Origin of the sequence: Paraburkholderia graminis C4D1M, assembly GCF_000172415.1 — a bacterium.
Classification (GTDB): domain Bacteria; phylum Pseudomonadota; class Gammaproteobacteria; order Burkholderiales; family Burkholderiaceae; genus Paraburkholderia; species Paraburkholderia graminis.
Window position 1 is genome coordinate 159,691 of record NZ_ABLD01000012.1, and the last position, 19,128, is coordinate 178,818.

A 19,128-nucleotide genomic window follows, 5' to 3' on the forward strand; every position below is an offset into this window, starting at 1 on the left:
AGATTCTAACGCCAAATCGGAGGCGAAAGGGAGTTATCCACAGGGACGGATCATCCGCCGAAGCGGGCCGCGCGCTCGCGCCGCGCCGGCTAAACTATTGACGGTCAACGAAAAACGGGTTTAAATAGCGGGTTCCGCGAAAACCAATTCAGTAAACCTCCGGCCATTGCGCTTTCAGCGATGATCGCGCGGTTTTTTTTCGATCAAGTGAGAGCAACATGAAACGTACTTACCAACCTTCCGTTACCCGTCGCAAGCGCACCCACGGCTTTCGCGTTCGCATGAAGACCGCTGGCGGCCGCAAGGTCATCAACGCACGTCGCGCGAAGGGCCGCAAGCGCCTCGCCATCTAAGGCAGGCGAGCGGATTGCGCGCTCTGTCCGTGCCAGGCGACAACCGCGGCGAAGCGGAATCGGCAGAGGCGCCGCAGCAGGGCTCCGTACCGTTGCGAGCGCAAGCCGCCTTTCCCAAAGCCGCAAGGCTACTGAAAACGGATGAATTTTCATCCGTTTTTCGTTTGCGCCCCTGGCGCCGCACCGCGCACTTCGTCGTGTACGGCCGGCCCACCGGCAATGACGCTCGCCTCGGCCTCGTGATCGGCAAGAAGTATGCGCCGCGCGCGGCCACGCGTAATCTGGTGCGCCGGATCGCGCGCGAAGCCTTCCGGTTGCGTCGCGCGGAATTCGGCGGTTGGGATGTGCTGCTGCGTTTGCACACGCGCTTTGACAAGAAGGCTTTGCCGAGCGCCGCGTCGCCGCCGTTGAAGGCGCTGTGCCGCAGCGAAATCGAGGCGCTGCTCGACAAGGCAGCGCGCGAAATCACCCGTCGTCAGGCGCCGCCCGCGGAAGCGCCCAGGACGGAATGACGTTCAGATGACCGCCCGCCTTTTCGCTCGTGCCGCCACAGCTTCGGCAGCCACGGCCAGCGGGCGTCGTCCGGTATTTCACGTTGCGCGGCGCCGTCCGGCCGCATGAGCCATGCAAACGGTACTCATCGCTTTATTGCGCTTTTACAAGCTTGCCGTCAGCCCCATGCTCGGCAACCGGTGCCGTTTTTACCCTTCCTGCTCTGATTACGCGCGCGAAGCAATCCAGTATCATGGCGCCGCGCGCGGGACTTATCTCGCCGCCAGGCGTATTTGCCGCTGCCATCCGTTTTCCGCGGGCGGCATCGATCTCGTCCCGCCTCCCACTTCTGAAAAGCGCTGATGCGCCGTTCCATCGACACTGAGACAACGCATGGATATTAAACGCACCGTCCTATGGGTCATCTTCTTCATGTCAGCGGTCATGCTGTTCGACAACTGGCAACGCGACCACGGACGCCCGTCGATGTTCTTCCCGAGCGCCACGCCGACCAAGACGGCCGGCAGCGCCGCACCGGGAACCACGACGCCGGGAACCCAGCCCGCCGATTTGCCGGCCACCAACGCAGCCGCGCCGGCCAACACGCCGGCCGCCACGCAATCGCAGCTCGTCAAGTTCAGCACCGACGTCTATAGCGGCGAAATCGACACGCGCGGCGGCACGCTGTCGAAGCTGTCGCTCGTCAAGCAAGGCGACGGCAAGCAGCCGGATCTCGTCATCACGCTGTTCGACCGCGCGGGCAATCACACGTACCTCGCGCGCACGGGCCTGCTCGGCGGCGATTTCCCGAATCACAACGACATCTACACGCTGATGCCGAATCAGCAGACCGAGCTGAAGGGCGATCAGAAATCGTTCAGCCTGAGCTTCGAGTCGCCGGTCAAGGGTGGGCTGAAGGTCATCAAGACCTACACGTTCACGCGCGGCAGCTACGTGATCGGCGTCGACACGAAGATTCAGAACGTCGGCACCGCGCCGGTCAGCCCGTCGGTGTACATGGAACTGGTGCGCGACGACCAGCCGGTCGAAACGCCGCGCTTCTCGCACACGTTCATCGGCCCGGCTGTCTACACCGAACAGAATCACTTCCAGAAGATGACGTTCGGCGACATCGACAAGAACAAGGAAGACTACGCAAAGCAGGCCGACAACGGCTGGATCGCGATGGTGCAGCATTACTTCGCGTCGGCGTGGATTCCGCAGCAGGGCGTTAAGCGCGACATCTACGTCGAGAAGATCGATCCGGCGCTGTATCGCGTCGGCGTGAAGCAGCCGGTCGCGGCCATCGCGCCGGGCCAGACCGTGGACGTTTCCGCACGTCTTTTCGCCGGTCCCGAAGAAGAGCGCATGCTCGAAGGCATCGCGCCGGGCCTCGAACTGGTGAAGGACTACGGCTGGGTGACGATCATCGCGAAGCCGCTGTTCTGGCTGCTCGAGAAGATCCACAGCTATGTCGGCAACTGGGGCTGGGCAATCGTGTTGCTCACGCTGCTGATCAAGGCGGTGTTTTTCCCGCTGTCGGCCGCGAGCTACAAGTCGATGGCGCGCATGAAGGCGATCACGCCGCGCATGCAGGCGCTGCGCGAACGCTTCAAGGGCGATCCGCAGAAGATGAACGCCGCGCTCATGGAGCTGTACAAGACCGAGAAGGTGAATCCGTTCGGCGGCTGTCTGCCGGTCGTGATCCAGATTCCGGTGTTCATTTCGCTGTACTGGGTGCTGCTGTCGTCGGTGGAAATGCGCGGCGCGCCGTGGGTTCTGTGGATTCACGATCTGTCGCAACAAGACCCGTACTTCATCCTGCCGGTGTTGATGGCCGTCTCGATGTTCCTGCAGACGAAGCTGAACCCGACGCCGCCCGATCCGGTTCAAGCCAAGATGATGATGTTCATGCCGATCGCGTTCTCGGTCATGTTCTTCTTCTTCCCGGCGGGTCTCGTGCTGTACTACGTGGTGAACAACGTGCTGTCGATCGCGCAGCAGTACTACATCACGCGCATGATGGGTCAGTCGAAGGCAAAGCCGGCCTGACGCCGGTCTGAAAAGACGCAGCAAACGTAGCCGCAAAAACGAAGCCGCCCGGTTCAACGAACCGGGCGGCTTTTTTCATGGACGCATGCGTGCGCATGAGACGTGTCCGCTACTCTTCTTCGTTATCCTCACCGTAGAAGCGCACAATCATTTCCTCGACGAGAAAGCGGTCCTTCGGCGTCAGCGACTGAATCTTGGAAGCGAGTTCAATGATTTCCGGCGATGGCGGATACTTCTCGCCGCGCGCCATGGGTCTGGCGCTCGCACCGGGCGAAGGTCCATAGTGGAGCCAATGCTCTTTCACGTTCAACCACTCGGCCAGCGTGCGTAACTTGTCCGGCTTCGGAATGGTCGTGCCCGTCAGCCACTTGTGCGCGGTTTGCGGCGTGACCGGACGATCGCCGCGATAGCGAAGGTTGAATTGCTCGGCGAGTTTGGTCCCGCCGCGAATTTTCAGCGGCTCCAGGCTGTCCTTCAGCCTCTTGGCGAAGGCGGCTTTTTCTTTTGGGGTTGGCATGGGCCAGATTGTGCAATTCAGCGTCCTCCCCGTTGACAACCAAACAAGTTCATGTTTAGCGTATTTGAGATACTTTTAGCTTGACGCGCCCAAGGCATCGGCAGTTCGGCGCGATGTCAAAATTTGCGAATTTTCCATGCTCGGCTTGAGTTCGTGCGATTCGCGTATCGCGTCGAATGTGTGGATTTGTCCTAATGCCGCAGTAACAATCCTAGCTTGATTAAGATCAATCTTACGCGGGGCAAAAAAAGCGCGCGCGGCGACCGGTAGGCGACCAACAGGCGGCTCCTCGGCAGGCTTGCCGCAGGCCCCGCGTTACAATGCCCAGCGCCGCGCAGCTGTGCGCGCCGCCCTCCCCGTTCTCCGATTTCGCCGCCCTTCTCTCATGCTGACCACCGACTCCGATCCCATCGTTGCCATTGCCACCGCGCCCGGCCGTGGAGGCATCGGCGTCGTGCGAATCTCGTTCGGGCGCGCGGGCGATGCTGCCGCGCAGCCGCTGATGCAGGCGCTCACCGGCCAGGCGCTTGCGCCCCGCCACGCGAGCTACGTGCCTTTTCTCGACGACAACGGCAACCCGCTCGATCGCGGCATCGCGCTGTACTTTCCCGCGCCGCATTCGTACACCGGCGAGCACGTGCTCGAGTTGCAAGGTCACGGCGGCCCGGTCGTGCTGCAACTGGCGCTGCAACGCTGCATCGACGCCGGGCGCGCGTTCGGTCTGCGGCTTGCCGAGCCCGGCGAATTCACGCGCCGCGCGTTTCTGAACGACAAGCTCGATCTCGCGCAGGCCGAGGCCGTCGCCGACCTGATCGAGGCAAGCACGGAGGCCGCCGCGCGCTCGGCGGGCCGTTCGCTCGACGGCGCGTTCTCGCGCGACATCCACGCTCTGGTCGAAGAAGTGATCACGCTGCGCATGCTGGTCGAGGCCACGCTCGACTTCCCCGAAGAAGAGATCGACTTCCTCGAGGCCGCCGACGCCCGCGGCAAGCTCGCTCGCATTCGCGAGCGCCTCGCGAGTGTGCTCGCCGAGGCGCGGCAAGGTGCGCTGCTGCGCGAGGGGCTTTCAGTGGTGCTTGCGGGGCAACCGAATGTCGGCAAATCGTCGCTATTGAATGCGCTGGCGGGCGCCGAGCTCGCCATCGTCACGCCGATTGCGGGCACCACGCGCGACAAGGTCGCGCAGACCATCCAGATCGAAGGCATTCCGCTTCATGTGATCGACACCGCCGGCCTGCGCGATACCGAAGACGAGGTCGAGAAGATCGGCATTGCGCGCACCTGGAGCGAGATCGAGCGCGCGGACGTGGTGCTTCATCTGCTCGATGCACGCACCGGCATGACCGCCGAGGATGAAACCATCGCAAAGCGCTTTCCCTCGGGCGTGCCAGTCGTGCGCGTGCTGAACAAGACGGATCTGGTTGGCTTGCCGCCGCACACGCGCGCGCTCGACGCCGACCTTGAACTCAGCGAAGTCCGGCTGTCGGCGAAACAGGGCGACGGCGTGAGCCTTTTGCGTGATGAGTTGCTGCGCATCGCCGGCTGGCAGGCGGGCGCCGAGAGCGTCTACCTTGCGCGCGAGCGTCACCTGATCGCGTTGCGCGCGGCGCAGGAACACCTGGCGACGGCCGCCGCCCATGCCGATCAGAACTCGCAGGCACTGGATCTGTTCGCCGAGGAACTGCGGCTCGCGCAGGATCAGCTCAATTCGATTACCGGCGAGTTCAGTTCGGATGATCTGCTGGGAGTGATTTTTAGCAGGTTCTGTATTGGCAAGTGAAGCCGAAGTCGAATGCACCTATAGAGGCACTGTAAACGGCGGCGCACGAGGGAACTCCGCCATTGCGAGCCAAGCGCGCCAGCCGCGTTTGTAGACCATCAGTGCCGCGATTACTTGGTACACAGCACCAAACAGTTTAAACTCGCGCTGTCGCCTCTCAGCCCTCCGAGCATGCCCCGCCGAGCCGTTCCCCTCACCGAATCCCAAGTGCGCGGGCTCGAACCGCGCGCCGCCCGCTACAGCCTCGCCGACGGCAACGGCCTCGTGATCGAAGTGATGACCACAGGCACCAAAGTCTGGCGCTTTCGCTATTCGCTGAACGGCAAGCGCCAGCCGCTCGCCACCATCGGCGATTACCGGATGATTTCGCTGCGCGTCGCGCGAGCCAAGGCGCAAAAGTATGCGGAACTGGTCGCGCAAGGCATTTCGCCGGTCGCCACTGCGCGCCGCGATCGCGGCGCCGAAGCGAAAGCGGAGCTCTTGCGCGAAGCTGCAGAACTCTACATGGCGACCGAAATGGCGGGCAAATCGGACGAATATCGCCGCACCACGCGTCGCGCGCTCGACAAAGACGTGCTGCCCGCAATCGGCGGCCTGCCGGTGAAGGCCGTCACCGCGGAGCACGTCGTCGCCATCTGCGACAGGATCAAAAGCCGCGGTTCGCCCAAAATGGCGCTGCATACCCGCAACGTCGTCAAGCGCCTGTACGAGTATCTGATCGCGCGTCAGCTCGCGACGGCCAACCCGGCGGAAGTCGTGCCGGCGCGCTCCATCGCGACTTTCGAGAGCCGCACGCGCGTGCTGTCCGGCGACGAAATCGGCGCCATGCTGCATTCGATCGAAACATCGAGCATCCGCCGGCCGCTCAAAATCGCGCTGCATCTGCTCGTGCTGACGATGGTCCGCAAATCCGACCTGGTGGAATCGACGTGGGACGAGTTCGACCTCGATAAAGCGCTGTGGCGCATCGGCGCCGCGCGCCTGAAGAAGGACGCCGATCAGCTCGTCTACCTGCCGCAGCAAGCGGTGACGATGCTGCGCGAACTGCATCGCACGCGGGCGAGCGCCACGTTCGTCTTTCCGAGCGTGAGGGGCGACGACCGGCCGATCGCGAAGAGCACGCTGAACCAGGCCGTGAAGGCGCTCGGCCTCGACGTCGAGCATTTCGTTCTGCACGACTTCCGGCGAACAGCGGCCGCACATCTGCGGGAGATGACGGAGCACGCGCAAACGGACAAAACTTCAGCGAAAACGCGACAAAGCGCGTCACGCGAGGACAGCTCACGCGATGCCGCGGAACAGCGGCAAATCGCACAGCGTTGGGCAGACTTTGTCGACGCCCAGCTTGACGCAGCGCGGCAAAGCGCGAGCCGCACGGGCTAACGAACGCCGCAGCGCCACGCGCGGACATGCAGTGGTCGCAAGCCCTCATTTTAGGTACACAGCGCCACCACGCCACGCGGTAACGCGTTGTCCGTAAGGAGAAACCGTGTGCGTTCATCAGGTTACTAAAACACTGCTCCGAGCCGCGAAGCACCCTGGCGGCCATAGCGTCACGCGGCACTTTTCTCCTGCAATTGATCGCCTACACTGGAGCAACGATGCAACCTTTCCAAGGAGGCTGCCATGTCCGAATCGTTGATCGCTTACCTGCTTGGGCCTACCGTGATGCTGCTGGTCGGCGCGGCAATCTGGGCGACGTCCCGCTATTTCCACAAGGCGGAGCCACCCAGGCTTGAGCGCTGGCTCGATACGCATTACGCGGAGTGGCTGCATCACAGGCACTGACTCGTAACGCCACGTAGCGCCACGCGGCGCTCAAAATGAAAAAGGCCGTCGCAGTGTGGCGACGGCCTTTCTGTCTGCGGCGCGCGGTCATGGCGCGACTACGAGCTACCACCTAGGGTCCGCATACTCGTATTGCCGCGGCTGCGCTCCGCATGCCACATACGCGCGCTGGTACTGGTCGTAGCAGTAGCCCGGCGGCGGGCCGTCGTAGGCCGGCGCCGGCTGATACACCGGCTGCGCGTAAACCGGCTGCGCATAGACAGGCTGCTGATAAGCCACCGCCGGCGCCGGATTCAATACCGACGTCACCACCGCGCCGAGCACGGCGCCGCCGATCAGCGCACCGACCAGATCGCCGCCGTCATGGCCATGAGCCGACGCTTGTCCCGCGACGCTCAGGCTGCCCACCATCATCAAAGCCACTGCTAACTTTTTCATTTTTCGCTCCCGCCGTTGAGGCATGGAACGGATTGTCGGCGAGCCGCACGGAAATAGATGCTGCAAGTGGTAACGACACATTACCTGTGTAACTTCGATCCGTGCCTGTCGGTACGCGCCAAGCAGCGCGGGGAATGTCGCGAACGCGGTCGAAAATCGAACTGACGCCGATCTGGCGGACAATAGGCGCGAATGCCCTGCCCGCACCCAATCTGCAATGATCGATATGGAGAAAAAAGCGATGACCTACGACGACAGCAACCCGTTCGCGAAGATTCTGCGTGGCGAACTACCGTGCATCAAGGTCGCGGAAACGGATGCGGCGCTCGCCTTCATGGATCTGATGCCGCAAGCCGACGGCCATCTGCTCGTCGTGCCGAAGGAAGCCGCCGCGGAAATCTTCGATCTCTCGGACGCGGCGACGGTCGCGTGCATCCGCATGACGCAAAAGCTGGCCATCGCCGTGCGTGCGGCGTTGCGTCCGGATGGCGTGTTCATCGGCCAGTTCAACGGCGCGGCAGCCGGTCAGACGGTGCCGCATGTGCACTTCCACGTGATTCCGCGTTGGGAAGGACAGCCGTTACGCATGCATGCACGCGACATGGCCGACGCCGACACGCTCGAAGCGCTCGCCAAACGCATTCGCGCGCATTGGCGCGCGGACTGACGAACTGCGCTTGCGCATTCGAGTACGACGCCGCTGCACCGTCATCGCCCTAGACGAACACCGCTTATAGCCGATGCCGCGAACGACGCAGCGGATGACGCCAGTCGAGCCGCCGCGGCTTCGCGTGCATGGGTCGCATGTCGTGCAGATGCCGGTGTTCCTGCCACAATTCGTCGGAGAAAAGAAACGCGACGATGAGGAGCGGAAGGACGAGAAAAACGCCCAGTATCAGGTTCTCGATCACGGTGGCCTCCGTTTGCACGAGCATCGAATTCATTTTAGAGCAGCGCACGTACCTGCGCTGCCGGCCACCGCGCATTAACTCTGGCGCATAACGCGCGACGTCGCCTGGCATCGTTTATCTTCTGCACGTGCACCGTTATTTCCCAATTTCGACGCGAGTAAACAAATGACTTTGTGTGCAATGCACCAAGCGCATTCCCGCTTGTAGTAATTCGCTTAAATCGAATATCGCGTTTACGCTAATGCCGCATCGCAAAGCTTTACTGGTTAAAGCGCTGCACGATATAAGTCGCTTAGGTATCCGTCGTATTTCAACTGGTTTGCCGCGCTGCCTAAGGCTTAAGCACATGCGGCGCGCGGTGCGACAATTCGCCACTGTTGCAACCGCACACAAGATGTGCTTGTTGTTCTGCCCAGTTCTCCTAGAGTGCAAGGTGCGGGTTAGACGATGGAGTTAAACACATAGCTAACCTGAGCATTTGGCCCGCACCGGAGGAACCTATGAAAGCTCGACTCGCCCTTGTTTTCGCCATTGCAAGTCTGGCTGCCGCAACCGTTCAGGCGCAAGACGCCGTGATCAAGCCGCAGCAAACCATTCAGTTCAAGGCCAACGCGTACGGTTGTCTGTCGAAAGACAAGCTCGACGCCGTCAGTCAGCACGCGCAAGCCGGCGAACAGCAGAAAATGCAGGAGTTCTTCTCCGGATATCAATGCGTTTCCACGCCGGAGAATTCGAGCTTCCGCGTCGTGCGCGTTGTCGGCCACGATTTCGAATTCGTGAATGCAGGCAATAGCGACACGCAAGGCCTCTGGGCGAACGATCGATTCATCAAGCAGTAATTTGCAGCACGCCAGTATGCGGACGTTCCGGTAAAACGCCGGAACGCAATTGGCTTAAGCAAATTCTCTGGCTTTAAACGCCGGAGACGCTGAGCTTGCGATTAAAAAACCCCGGTTGGACATTTCGAGTGTCCAACCGGTTTTTTTTTTTTGCGCGGAACGATTTACGCAGAGCGCGAAAAAAAGCCGATGCGGCATGTCGATCCGCATCGGCAGTACGCCTTCTCGCAAAGCGCAGGAACAACCGTTTATCTCGTCGGAATCGCTCGCGACGTTCAGTGAGAATCGCGCGGCACCGGCGCGCCGCTCGAGCCGACGAGGAAGTCGAGATCCGCGCCCTGATCCGCTTGCAGCACGTGCTCGACGTAGAGCTTGTAGTAGCCGCGTTTGGGCGCCTCGGGCGCCTGCCATGCAGCGCGTCGGCGTTCGAGTTCCTCGTCGCTGACTTCGAGGTGCAGGCGCCGCGCTTCGACATCGAGTTCGATCATGTCGCCGGTCTGCACGAGAGCCAGCGGGCCGCCCGCGGCCGCTTCCGGCGAGACGTGCAGCACGACCGCGCCATACGCGGTGCCGCTCATGCGTCCATCGGAAATGCGCACCATGTCCGTGATGCCTTTTTGCAGCACTTTTTTCGGCAGCGGCATATTGCCCACTTCCGCAAAGCCAGGATAGCCCTTCGGCCCTGCGCCCTTCAGCACCATGATGCAGTTTTCGTCGATGTCGAGCGCTTCGTCGTCGATCTTCGCGTGCAGCTCCTCGATGTTCTCGAACACCACCGCGCGGCCGCGATGCTTGAGCAGCTCCGCAGTCGCCGCCGACGGCTTGATCACCGCGCCATTCGGCGCGAGATTGCCCTTCAGCACCGCGATGCCCGCCTTTGCCTTGAACGGCTCGGCGAATGTCGTGATGACTTTCTCGTCGTAATTCGACGCGTTGCGCACGTTGTCCCAGATCGTCTTGCCGTTCACGGTCAGCGCTTCGCGATGCAGCAGACCTTGTTCGCCGAGCTGCTTCAAAACAGCGGGCAAACCGCCGGCGTAATAAAAATCTTCCATCAGGTATTCGCCCGACGGCTGCAGGTTGACGAGACACGGCACGTTGGAACCGAGCTCCCAGTCTTCCAGCGAAAGCTCTACGCCGATGCGCTTGGCAAGCGCGATCAGATGCACGACCGCATTGGTCGAGCCGCCAATCGCGGCGTTCGTGCGAATCGCGTTTTCGAACGCCTGGCGCGTGAGAATCTTGTCCATCGTCAGATCTTCGCGAACCATGTCGACGATGCGCCGGCCGGCCAGATGCGCAAGCACCTGACGGCGTGCGTCGACGGCCGGAATCGCCGCGTTCTGCGGCAAGCCCATGCCGAGCGATTCGACCATCGAAGCCATCGTCGAAGCCGTGCCCATCGTCATGCAATGGCCGCGCGAGCGGTTCATGCACGACTCGGCTTCGGTGAATTCTTCCTGCGTCATCGTGCCGGCGCGCACTTCCTCGGACATCTGCCAGACACCCGTGCCCGAGCCGATATGCTTGCCGCGAAAGCGCCCGTTCAGCATCGGTCCGCCCGACACCGCGAGCGACGGCAGATTGCACGACGCCGCGCCCATCAGCAGCGCGGGCGTGGTCTTGTCGCAGCCGACGAGCAGAATCACGCCGTCCATCGGATTGCCGCGAATCGATTCCTCCACGTCCATCGATGCGAGGTTGCGAAACAGCATCGCCGTCGGTCGCAGATTCGTTTCGCCGAGCGACATTACGGGAAACTCGAGCGGCAGGCCGCCGGCCTCATGCACGCCTTTTTTTACGTACTCGGCGAGCTCGCGAAAATGCGCGTTGCAAGGCGTCAGTTCCGACCACGTATTGCAGATGCCGATGACCGGGCGGCCGTCGAATTCGTCGTGCGGAATGCCCTGGTTTTTCATCCACGAACGATGCAGAAAACCGTCGCGGTCCTTGAGGCCGAACCACGCCTGGCTGCGCAGCGGCTTTTTAGTCTGGTTGGAATCAGCCATGAAATCTCCTGTTGGCAAACGTGTAGAGCGGGGCGCCTGTCAGTGCACGCGCTTGCTGCGGCGGAACTGGTCGAACAGCACCGCGAGCAGCAGAATCCCGCCGCGAATCAAGTATTGATAGAAAGTCGGCACGTTCATCAGGCTCATTGCGTCCTGCACCGAGCCCATGATCAGCACGCCGACCAGCACGCCGGAAATCGTCGCGACGCCGCCCGTCAGCGACACGCCGCCGAGCACGCACGCGGAAATCACGCCGAGTTCCAGGCCGACCGATGTTTTCGGATCGCCGAGACTCATACGCGACGCAAGCATCACGCCCGCAAAACCGGTCACGAGGCCTTGCAGCACGAACACGGTGATCTTGATGCGCGTGACGGGCAGACCGGCAAGCAACGCGGCCTCGCTATTGCCGCCGACAGCCAGCACGTTCTTGCCGAACACGGTCTTCTTCAGCAGAAAACCAAACAGCACGAAGCCGACGATGTTGCTCCAGATCGGAAACGAAATGCCGAGGAACGAGCCGCCGCCAAGATCGAAGAAGCGTTCTTCCGAAATCATCACCGCGTCGCCGCTCGACGTGATGTAGGCGAGACCGCGGACGACTTCCATCATCGCGAGCGTGACGATCAGCGAGTTGATCTTGTAGCGCGCGACCAGCACGCCGTTGACAAGCCCGACCGCGCCGCCCGCGAGCACGCCCGCGGCCACGCCGAGCATCACGCTATGCGTCGCCGTGATGAGCGTGGACGCCACGACGCCCGCAAAGGCCACGATCGACGCCACCGACAGATCGACTTCGCCGAGCGCGAGCACGAACATCATCGTCACCGAGATCGAGCCGATCAGCGTGACGGAAAGCAGCAGGCCCTGAATGTTTCGCGAGCTCAGGAAGTCCGGCACGGTGAACGACAGCACCGCGAACAGAATGATGAACACCATCACGATGCCGGACTTATTGATCAGATCCCACGTGCGCGCCGCGCGCGCGCTCAGGCCCGCGGAAGCGACGGCCGGCGTGGAGGATTCGGTTGAAGGTGTGTTCATGATGTGTGTTCCGTTTCAATGCCGCGGTTTCGATTCAGCGGCGCGACTCAGTTTGCGTTCGGTTGCGTTCGTTCGGTTGTATGCGGCTAGCGGGGCAGGGCGAGCTTGATGAGCACATCGGGCGTGGCCTGCGCCTTGGGCAGATCGCCGACGAGGCGTCCTTCCTTCATCACGATCACGCGGTCGGCCACGCCGATCACTTCCGCGAGATCGCTCGACACGACGATCACCGTGCGGCCCGCTTCAGCGAGCCCATACAGCAGCCCATAAATTTCGCTGCGCGCGCCGACGTCGATGCCGCGCGTGGGCTCGTCCATCAGAAATACGTCGATCTCTTCGGCCAGCCAGCGCGACAAAATCACCTTCTGCTGATTGCCGCCGGAGAGCGTGCCGATCGGCGTCTCGCCGTTGCGCGTCTTGATCGCGAGCTTGCCGATGAACTCCTTCGCGGTCTGCGCTTCCTTGCGGCCGTTGAGCACGTTAAAGCGGCTGAAATGGCGGCGGCAACTGATGTTGAGGTTGTCCGATACCGAAGCGATCGAGACGATGCCTTCCTGCTTGCGGTCTTCCGGACACAGCGCGACGCCCGCGCGCACCGCGTCGCGCGGCGTGGCGAAACGCGCCGGCTTGCCTTTGAGCGTGATGTCGCCGGCGGTCGGCTTGACCGCGCCGTAGATGAGCTTCATCAACTCCGAACGCCCGGCGCCGACGAGCCCGAAGAAGCCGACTATCTCGCCCTTGCGCGCGGAGAACGTGGCCGGTTCGCGCAGCCCCTTACCCATGAGTCCCTTGACGTCGAGCTGCACGTCGCCGAGTTCGCGCGTGCGATAGCCGTACACGTCGGCGATCGAGCGGCCCACCATGCAACTGATCAGACGATCGCGGTCGAGCCCGGCGCCTGCATCGAACGTATCGATGCGGCGGCCGTCGCGGAACACGGTCACGCGATCGCACAGTTCGTAGACCTCGTCCATCCGATGCGTGACGTAGACGATCGCGCGGCCTTCGGCCCGCAACGCCCGGATGATCCGAAACAGTTGCGTCGTTTCGCGCGACGACAGCGAACTCGTCGGTTCGTCGAATGCGATCACGCGCGCGTCGCGCATCAGCGCCTTGCCGATCTCGATCATCTGCCGCTGACCGATCGACAGATTCTTTACCTGCTGCGACGGGTCGATTTTTTCGCCGAGCCTTTCGAGTTCGCGCAGCGCGCGCGCAACCAGCGCCTTTTCGTCAAGGATGCCGAAGCGATTCGGCAGCGCGCCGAGCATCAGGTTTTCCGCAACCGTCAGCTCGGGCACCAGATGCAATTCCTGATAGATGATCGCGACGCCCGCCGCGATCGCCGCCTTCGTCGTAGTGAACTGCTGCTCGACGCCGCCGAGCGACAACGTGCCCGCCGCCGGCTGATTCACGCCGGACAGCACCTTGAGCAGCGTCGATTTGCCCGCGCCGTTTTCGCCCATCAGGCCATGCACTTCGCCGCGCCGCACTTCCAGCGACACCTGGTCGAGCGCGAGCACGCCGGGAAAGCGCACGGTGATGCCGTCGAGTTGCAGATACGGCTCGCTCGACGCAAGCGCCACGGCAGGCGAGGGCGCTTGCACCGGCACAGAAGCATCGCCGGTGGAAGGCGCAGTGTGTGTGGACGTCATCGAAAAAAACCTCGGTAGTGATCAGGCTGGGCGGGCCGCGCGCGCTTCAGCGCATGAGACGCGGCCCGCCGCGTGCAAGGTCGAACGCGGCTTAAATGCCGAGTTCCTTGCGCACGTCCTGCCAGTTGCCGCGCACCATCAGCTTGCCGGTGGTTTGCGTATCGGCGGGCGGCTGCTTGCCGTCCTTGATCCACTGCACGAGGTTCTCGGTGCTTTCGCGGCCGTGCATCGTCGAGCTCACGGCGATCGTGCCGTAGAAGCCCGTCGGCTCCTTCTTCTGGAATTCGGCAAAGGCTTCGCCGGCGCCGTTGATGCCGACGCCGATCACGTCCGCCGCCGGAATGTGCAGTTGCTCGGTGGCGCGCACGCCGCCCAGCACGCTTTCCTCGTTCAGCGCGAAGATCACCCACTTCTTGATGTTCGGATGCTGCGCGAGCACCGGCGACGAAGCGTTGAAGCCGCCCTCGTCGTCGGTCGTCTTTTGCGGAGCGTCGAAGATGTTTTCTTTCTTGAAGCCGCCGGCGAGCAGCGATTGCGTCGCGCCGTCGGTGCGCAGCTTCGCGGTCGGCAGCTCGTAGTTCGTGATGCGCAGCGCGCCGACTTCTTCCGGCTTCCAGCCGCGGCGCTTCATTTCCTCGGCGATCGCCGTGCCGACCTGATTGCCGATCTTGAACGCGGACATGCCCAGATGCGGCACGTTCGGCAGCGGCTTGCCGCTCGAGTCGACCAACTGATCGTCGACGGTGACGAACTTCATGTTGTAGCGCTTCGCGCGCGCCTGAATCGCCGGTCCGAGACGCACGTCGGGCGCGCAGATCACAAAGCCCTTCGCGCCTTGTGCGCCGAGATTGTCGATGGCGGACAGCACTTTTTCACCGTCCGGCGTGCCGATGTTCACCACCGAAAAGCCGTCCTTCTGACCGAGCGCCGTCGCGGCTTTCTGTTCGTTGATGAACCATGCCTGTTCCGGCATCTTCACGAGGAAGCCGACTTTGAGCGGCTGATCCGCATGCGCGGAAAGTTGCATCGCGAAGGGCGCGGCGAGGGTGGCCGCGGCGATCGCGGTGAGCGTCAAACGACGAAGCTTGCTGGTCATGTCTGTCTCCTGAGGTTGAAAAGCTGCATTGATTTCGTTTATGTGCAGCGAGGCGATACACGGCGTTAGCCGGAACTTGAAAACTGAGCCAGGAAATCCGATGCGGAATCGATGCGGGCGGCGACGTGCATATGAGTCACCGGGATCAGCTCGCGACGTAGGCCGTTTTCACGGCCGTCCAGAACGCCGCGTCGGTCGAGCCATACGCGGATGCCTTGCGCCCGCCGCCAGGCGCGTGATGCTCGACTGCCGTCGTCGGCAGATTGATCGTGACGAGGCCGCTATGCACATGGCGGCGAAAATGCCGGGCGCGGCTCAACGAACGCGTGCAGATGCCGGCGCACAGACCATAGGCGGTGTCGTTCGCGAGATTGAGTGCGTGCTCGTAATCGTCGGCGCGCAAGACGACCGCGAGCGGTCCGAAAATTTCTTCGCGCGCGATCCGGTGCTCGGCTTCGCCCGCGAACAGCGCCGGTTCGAAGAAGTAGCCGCGCGTCGCGCGTTCGAGCCGCCGGCCGCCGCGCAGCAGTTGCGCGCCTTCCTGCGCCGCGATTCGCACGTAGTCGAGATTGCGCTCCAGTTGCGCGGCGTTCGCGACGGGGCCCACGTCGGTGCCGTGCTTCAGCGCATGGTCGACGGTGAGTTTCGCGAGCCTTGCCTGCAACGCGTCGACGAACGGCTCGTAGATCGCGCGTTCGACGATCAGACGCGCCGCCGCCGTGCTGCGCTGGCCGGTCGAGCCGTAGGCGCCGGTCAACGCGGCATCGACCGCAATGTCGAGATCGGCGTCGGCCAGCACGACGACGAGTCTGCGCCCATCTCATGCACGCGCGCCTGACGCGCCGCCGCCGCTTGCAGCACACGCGTGCCGGTTTCCGCCGATCCGCTGAAGCTGATGCCCGCGACGAGCGGATGCGCGACGATCCGCGCGCCGACCTGCCGGCCGCTGCCCATCACCAGATTGAACACGCCCGCCGGCAAACCCGCGCGGCTCACGATGGAAGCCAACGCCGCCGCGCAAGCCGGCGTCGATTCCGCCGGCTTGAAGACGACGCAATTGCCGTGCGCCAGCGCGGCGCCGATCTTGGCCGCGGCAGTCGCGAGCGGCGCGCTCCACGGCGCGATGATGCCGACCACGCCGAGCGGCTCGCGCGTCATGTCGATTTCGACGCCGGCACGCGCCGACGCCACAGGCTCCGAGTACGCGCGCTGTGCATCGGCGGCGAGCAGCTTGAAGGTCTGGCCAGCGCGCGTGGCTTCGCTCAGCGCTTCGGGCAAGGTCTTGCCCACTTCGCGCGCTAGCAGACGGCCGAGTTCGTCGCGGCGTGCGAGCATTTCGCTGCCGATTGCGTCGAGCGCGTCCGCGCGGCGCTGGCCCGAACTCAGCGACCATTCGCCGAAAGCCGCATTGGCCGCTTCAATCGCGCTGTCGGTCTGCCGCACGTCGGCGCGAACATATTCGCCGACGGGGTCGTCGAGATCCGACGGATTCAGCGAAACACCCGTGGTCGCGCCCGTCTCCCAGCCGCCATTGATGTAATGGCGCAGCGGGCTGGCAACGAGCGGGACGAGCGGATCGCGGTTCATCGACGGAATGGCGCCATAGGAGAAGCCTGGAAAGTCCACGAATGGTATGAGCGGGCGCAATAACTTTCCAATCCCTTTTTAGGCTATCCCGATAACAATTCCGGTATGGCATCATGGCGCCAACGATAATGATGTTGGAGACAGGCCATGACGCGTAGCTACTCGAACTGGTTCGTGCGTGCGCGGCTAAAGACGCGGCAGTTGCTGCTGCTGGCCGCGATGGAGGAAGAAGGCAACGTGCGGCGCGCCGCCGACGTGCTGGGCATGACGCAGCCGGCGGCTTCGCGGCTCCTCAAGGAACTGGAGGACATGCTGGGCGTGAGCCTCTTCGACCGCACGCCGCACGGCATGCACGCGACGCTGTACGGCGAGGTGATGATCCGTCATGCGCGCATGGTGCTCTCGAATCTGAGCCACGCACACGACGAAATCTCGGCGCTGCGCGCGGGGCTCGCCGGGCAGGTGCGCATCGGCGTGATCGCGGCGGCGGCGGCCACGATGGTGCCGCGCGCGATCGCGAGCGTGAAGGAGCGTTATCCGCAATTGCAGATCTGGGCGGAAGTCGAAACGTCGGACGTGATGTTGCCGCGGCTCGCCGAAGGCGAACTCGACATCATGATCGGCCGGGTGCTCGAGCGGCAAAATCAGTTCAAGACCGAAGTCCGCTACGAACCGCTCGCCGACGAACCGCTGTGCGTGGTCGCGCGGCCGGGCCATCCGCTGGAAAACGAGAGCGGGCTGACGCTGCGGGGAATCGTCAACGCGAGCTGGGTGCTGCATCCGCCGGGCAGCGTGTTGCGGCATCGTTTCGATCTGATGTTTTCGCAGATCGGCCTGAATCCGCCGCAGAACGTGGTCAACACCAACAACTTTCTGGCGATTTCGAGCCTGCTGCTTCAGAGCGACATGTTGGCGGTTTTGCCGAACGAAGTGGCGGGCCAGTACCAACAGTACGGCGTGCTGAAGCGCCTGCCGATCGATTTGCCATGCAGGATGGACACTTTCGGTATCATCACGCGCCAGTCGCACCTGCTTTCGCCGGCCGCGTCGGTCGTGCTGGAAGCGCTGCGCGAGGCCGCGGGCGAGGTGTACGGCGCGCCGTCGGAGGCGGCCATGGTTCGATAAATGCTTCCTCCCTTCATGAGATGGCCGGCTGACGGCAGGGAGGGACGCAAAATGTACAACAAACACGGAAGACGGCAACGCGCCGTCGACGATTCATTTTCCGTTCGCTCCGGTGGGGCGAGCGTCTGGTTTAGCAACGGCATGGCTCTCAAATCGACGATTTACAAGGCGGAACTGCAGATCGCCAACATGGACCGGCACTATTACGCCGACCATTCGCTCACCATCGCGCGTCATCCGTCCGAAACCGACGAGCGCATGATGGTCCGCGTCGCCGCGTTCGCGCTCTTCGCGCAGGAACGGCTCGAATTCTGCAAGGGTTTATCGGATGTCGACGAACCGGATCTCTGGCAAAAGGACCTGACCGGCGCGATCGAAACGTGGATCGAAGTCGGCCAGCCCGACGAGCGGCGCATCGCGAAGGCGAGCGGCCGTTCGAACGAGGTGATTGTGATGCCTACGGCGGCCGGACTTCGGACATCTGGTGGCAGGGCGTGCGCAACAAGGTCGAGCGCATGCGCAATGTGACGGTGTGGTCGCTCGGCGAAAACATCGCGGCCGAACTCGGCTCGCTCGCGGAGCGCACGATGCGGCTGCAATGCACCGTGCAGGACGGCGAAGCGTGGCTCGGCAGCGCTGAAGCCGACGCCGTGAAAATCGAGTGGACGGTGTTGAAGGCGCCCGCGAACGCTTGACTTTGCGCCGGCCCGGCCGCCCGCGACGCGCGAGGTTCAGAGCGACGTCACGCGCGCCGCTTCGGGCGGTCCTTTGAGCTCGACCATGTTGCCCTCGGGGTCGAACAGATACAGCGACGGCCCGTAGCCGTCCGCGCCATAACGCACGCCTTCTTCGCCGAGCCGCGCGCCTTGGGCGGCCAAGTGCGCCTTGAGCGCCTCGGCGTCGAACGGCTCGACGCGCAGACACAGATGATCCATATTGCGTCCCGCGCCGGGCGTGCCGTTTTCCGGGCGATCGATCTTCGCGCCCACCTGCAGCAGGTCGATCAGCGAGCGCCCCGCCCGCAACTGTGTGAGACCCAGCTCGCGCTGCTCTTTTTCGACGCTGCAACCGAGCACGTCGCAGTAAAAGCGCGCCATCGCGGCGACGTCGGTCGCCCGAATCACGACGTGGTCGATCTCGCGGATATGAATCTTCATATTGAGCGCCTCCCGTGGCTGATTTATCAAACGGAGAACAGCCAGTTTATGGGAAAGCGGGGCGGGTGTTGACGGGCTAGATGCCGTCCAGCGCCGGCCGACACGCAAAACGTATAGACGAAAAAAAGCCCGCTCTATGTGGAGCGGGCTGAATCCATATCAGGAGGAGACATGGAGGAGACAGGTACTAATATACACATGCGCTTGGTGCGACGCAATAACTTTTTAGGGGAAAACCCGACATCGTGCAAAATTGTCGCACCTTGAGGCAAAACGAGCCGTCAG

The 19,128-nt window shown here is 62.9% G+C and carries 18 protein-coding genes and 2 pseudogenes; 11 read left to right on the top strand and 9 right to left on the bottom strand.

Annotated elements, in window-relative coordinates:
- Positions 1–218 precede the first annotated feature (218 nt).
- The 4 genes from rpmH (at position 219) to yidC (ending at position 2,897) form a co-directional block, all read left to right on the top strand.
- On the top strand, positions 219–353 hold the full coding sequence (gene rpmH / locus BGRAMDRAFT_RS19875; protein WP_004198824.1) for a 50S ribosomal protein L34: 135 nt from the start codon (positions 219–221) through the stop codon (positions 351–353).
- Between the two features lie 14 nt (positions 354–367).
- Positions 368–865, top strand: coding sequence for a ribonuclease P protein component (locus BGRAMDRAFT_RS19880; protein ID WP_006050603.1), 498 nt, complete (start codon positions 368–370; stop codon positions 863–865).
- A 112-nt stretch (positions 866–977) separates the two neighbouring features.
- On the top strand, positions 978–1,208 hold the full coding sequence (gene yidD, locus BGRAMDRAFT_RS33770; protein ID WP_006050604.1) for a membrane protein insertion efficiency factor YidD: 231 nt from the start codon (positions 978–980) through the stop codon (positions 1,206–1,208).
- A 30-nt stretch (positions 1,209–1,238) separates the two neighbouring features.
- Positions 1,239–2,897: a membrane protein insertase YidC gene (gene yidC, locus BGRAMDRAFT_RS19885; RefSeq protein ID WP_006050605.1), complete on the top strand. Its 1,659-nt coding sequence runs from the start codon at positions 1,239–1,241 to the stop codon at positions 2,895–2,897.
- A 109-nt stretch (positions 2,898–3,006) separates the two neighbouring features.
- Here yidC and BGRAMDRAFT_RS19890 read toward each other — a convergent pair whose 3' ends face one another.
- Positions 3,007–3,414 carry a transcriptional regulator gene (locus BGRAMDRAFT_RS19890; protein WP_006050606.1) on the bottom strand — a complete coding sequence of 136 codons (408 nt, stop codon included), beginning with the start codon at positions 3,412–3,414 and terminating at the stop codon, positions 3,007–3,009.
- A 385-nt stretch (positions 3,415–3,799) separates the two neighbouring features.
- On the opposite strand from BGRAMDRAFT_RS19890, the gene mnmE reads away from it, so the two are divergent.
- The 3 genes from mnmE (at position 3,800) to BGRAMDRAFT_RS35020 (ending at position 6,982) form a co-directional block, all read left to right on the top strand.
- Entirely contained in the window at positions 3,800–5,194 is a 1,395-nt protein-coding gene (mnmE, locus tag BGRAMDRAFT_RS19895) for a tRNA uridine-5-carboxymethylaminomethyl(34) synthesis GTPase MnmE (protein ID WP_006050607.1), read from the top strand.
- Positions 5,195–5,365: 171 nt separating this feature from the next.
- Positions 5,366–6,577, top strand: coding sequence for a tyrosine-type recombinase/integrase (locus tag BGRAMDRAFT_RS19900; RefSeq protein WP_006050608.1), 1,212 nt, complete (start codon positions 5,366–5,368; stop codon positions 6,575–6,577).
- 243 nt (positions 6,578–6,820) lie between these two features.
- A complete protein-coding gene (locus tag BGRAMDRAFT_RS35020) occupies positions 6,821–6,982 on the top strand; it encodes a hypothetical protein (RefSeq protein WP_006050609.1) in 162 nt (53 codons plus the stop codon).
- Between the two features lie 105 nt (positions 6,983–7,087).
- On the opposite strand, the gene BGRAMDRAFT_RS19905 is transcribed toward BGRAMDRAFT_RS35020, so the two are convergent.
- Positions 7,088–7,420 carry a hypothetical protein gene (locus tag BGRAMDRAFT_RS19905; RefSeq protein ID WP_006050610.1) on the bottom strand — a complete coding sequence of 111 codons (333 nt, stop codon included), beginning with the start codon at positions 7,418–7,420 and terminating at the stop codon, positions 7,088–7,090.
- A gap of 241 nt (positions 7,421–7,661) precedes the next feature.
- Between BGRAMDRAFT_RS19905 and BGRAMDRAFT_RS19910 the strand changes: the two genes are divergently transcribed.
- The gene (locus BGRAMDRAFT_RS19910; RefSeq protein ID WP_006050611.1) at positions 7,662–8,087 is read left to right on the top strand and encodes an HIT family protein; all 426 of its coding nucleotides are present in this window, start codon (positions 7,662–7,664) and stop codon (positions 8,085–8,087) included.
- Between the two features lie 64 nt (positions 8,088–8,151).
- Here the strand turns inward: BGRAMDRAFT_RS19910 and BGRAMDRAFT_RS19915 are convergent, their stop codons facing one another.
- Complete coding sequence (locus BGRAMDRAFT_RS19915; protein ID WP_006050612.1) at positions 8,152–8,364, bottom strand: hypothetical protein; 213 nt, start codon at positions 8,362–8,364, stop codon at positions 8,152–8,154.
- Between the two features lie 467 nt (positions 8,365–8,831).
- Here BGRAMDRAFT_RS19915 and sap1 point away from each other — a divergent pair, with 467 nt between their 5' ends.
- A complete protein-coding gene (gene sap1, locus BGRAMDRAFT_RS19920; protein ID WP_006050613.1) occupies positions 8,832–9,170 on the top strand; it encodes a surface attachment protein Sap1 in 339 nt (112 codons plus the stop codon).
- A gap of 275 nt (positions 9,171–9,445) precedes the next feature.
- On the opposite strand, the gene BGRAMDRAFT_RS19925 is transcribed toward sap1, so the two are convergent.
- The 5 genes and pseudogenes from BGRAMDRAFT_RS19925 to BGRAMDRAFT_RS19945 form a co-directional block, all read right to left on the bottom strand.
- Positions 9,446–11,179, bottom strand: a complete 1,734-nt coding sequence (locus tag BGRAMDRAFT_RS19925) for an IlvD/Edd family dehydratase (RefSeq protein WP_006050614.1) — start codon at positions 11,177–11,179, stop codon at positions 9,446–9,448.
- A 39-nt stretch (positions 11,180–11,218) separates the two neighbouring features.
- On the bottom strand, positions 11,219–12,223 hold the full coding sequence (gene araH / locus BGRAMDRAFT_RS19930; protein WP_006050615.1) for an L-arabinose ABC transporter permease AraH: 1,005 nt from the start codon (positions 12,221–12,223) through the stop codon (positions 11,219–11,221).
- 86 nt (positions 12,224–12,309) lie between these two features.
- Positions 12,310–13,878, bottom strand: a complete 1,569-nt coding sequence (gene araG / locus BGRAMDRAFT_RS19935; protein ID WP_006050616.1) for an L-arabinose ABC transporter ATP-binding protein AraG — start codon at positions 13,876–13,878, stop codon at positions 12,310–12,312.
- Positions 13,879–13,969: 91 nt separating this feature from the next.
- Positions 13,970–14,974, bottom strand: a complete 1,005-nt coding sequence (locus BGRAMDRAFT_RS19940) for an arabinose ABC transporter substrate-binding protein (RefSeq protein ID WP_006050617.1) — start codon at positions 14,972–14,974, stop codon at positions 13,970–13,972.
- A 145-nt stretch (positions 14,975–15,119) separates the two neighbouring features.
- Positions 15,120–16,561 (bottom strand): annotated as a pseudogene (locus BGRAMDRAFT_RS19945) (aldehyde dehydrogenase family protein).
- A 147-nt stretch (positions 16,562–16,708) separates the two neighbouring features.
- Between BGRAMDRAFT_RS19945 and BGRAMDRAFT_RS19950 the strand changes: the two are divergent.
- Both BGRAMDRAFT_RS19950 and BGRAMDRAFT_RS19955 read left to right on the top strand, forming a co-directional pair.
- Positions 16,709–17,686 carry a LysR family transcriptional regulator gene (locus tag BGRAMDRAFT_RS19950; protein ID WP_006050620.1) on the top strand — a complete coding sequence of 326 codons (978 nt, stop codon included), beginning with the start codon at positions 16,709–16,711 and terminating at the stop codon, positions 17,684–17,686.
- Between the two features lie 141 nt (positions 17,687–17,827).
- Positions 17,828–18,381: pseudogene (locus tag BGRAMDRAFT_RS19955) on the top strand (YaeQ family protein).
- Between the two features lie 36 nt (positions 18,382–18,417).
- Here the strand turns inward: BGRAMDRAFT_RS19955 and BGRAMDRAFT_RS19960 are convergent.
- Positions 18,418–18,843, bottom strand: coding sequence for a VOC family protein (locus BGRAMDRAFT_RS19960; RefSeq protein WP_006050623.1), 426 nt, complete (start codon positions 18,841–18,843; stop codon positions 18,418–18,420).
- Positions 18,844–19,128: the final 285 nt, after the last annotated feature.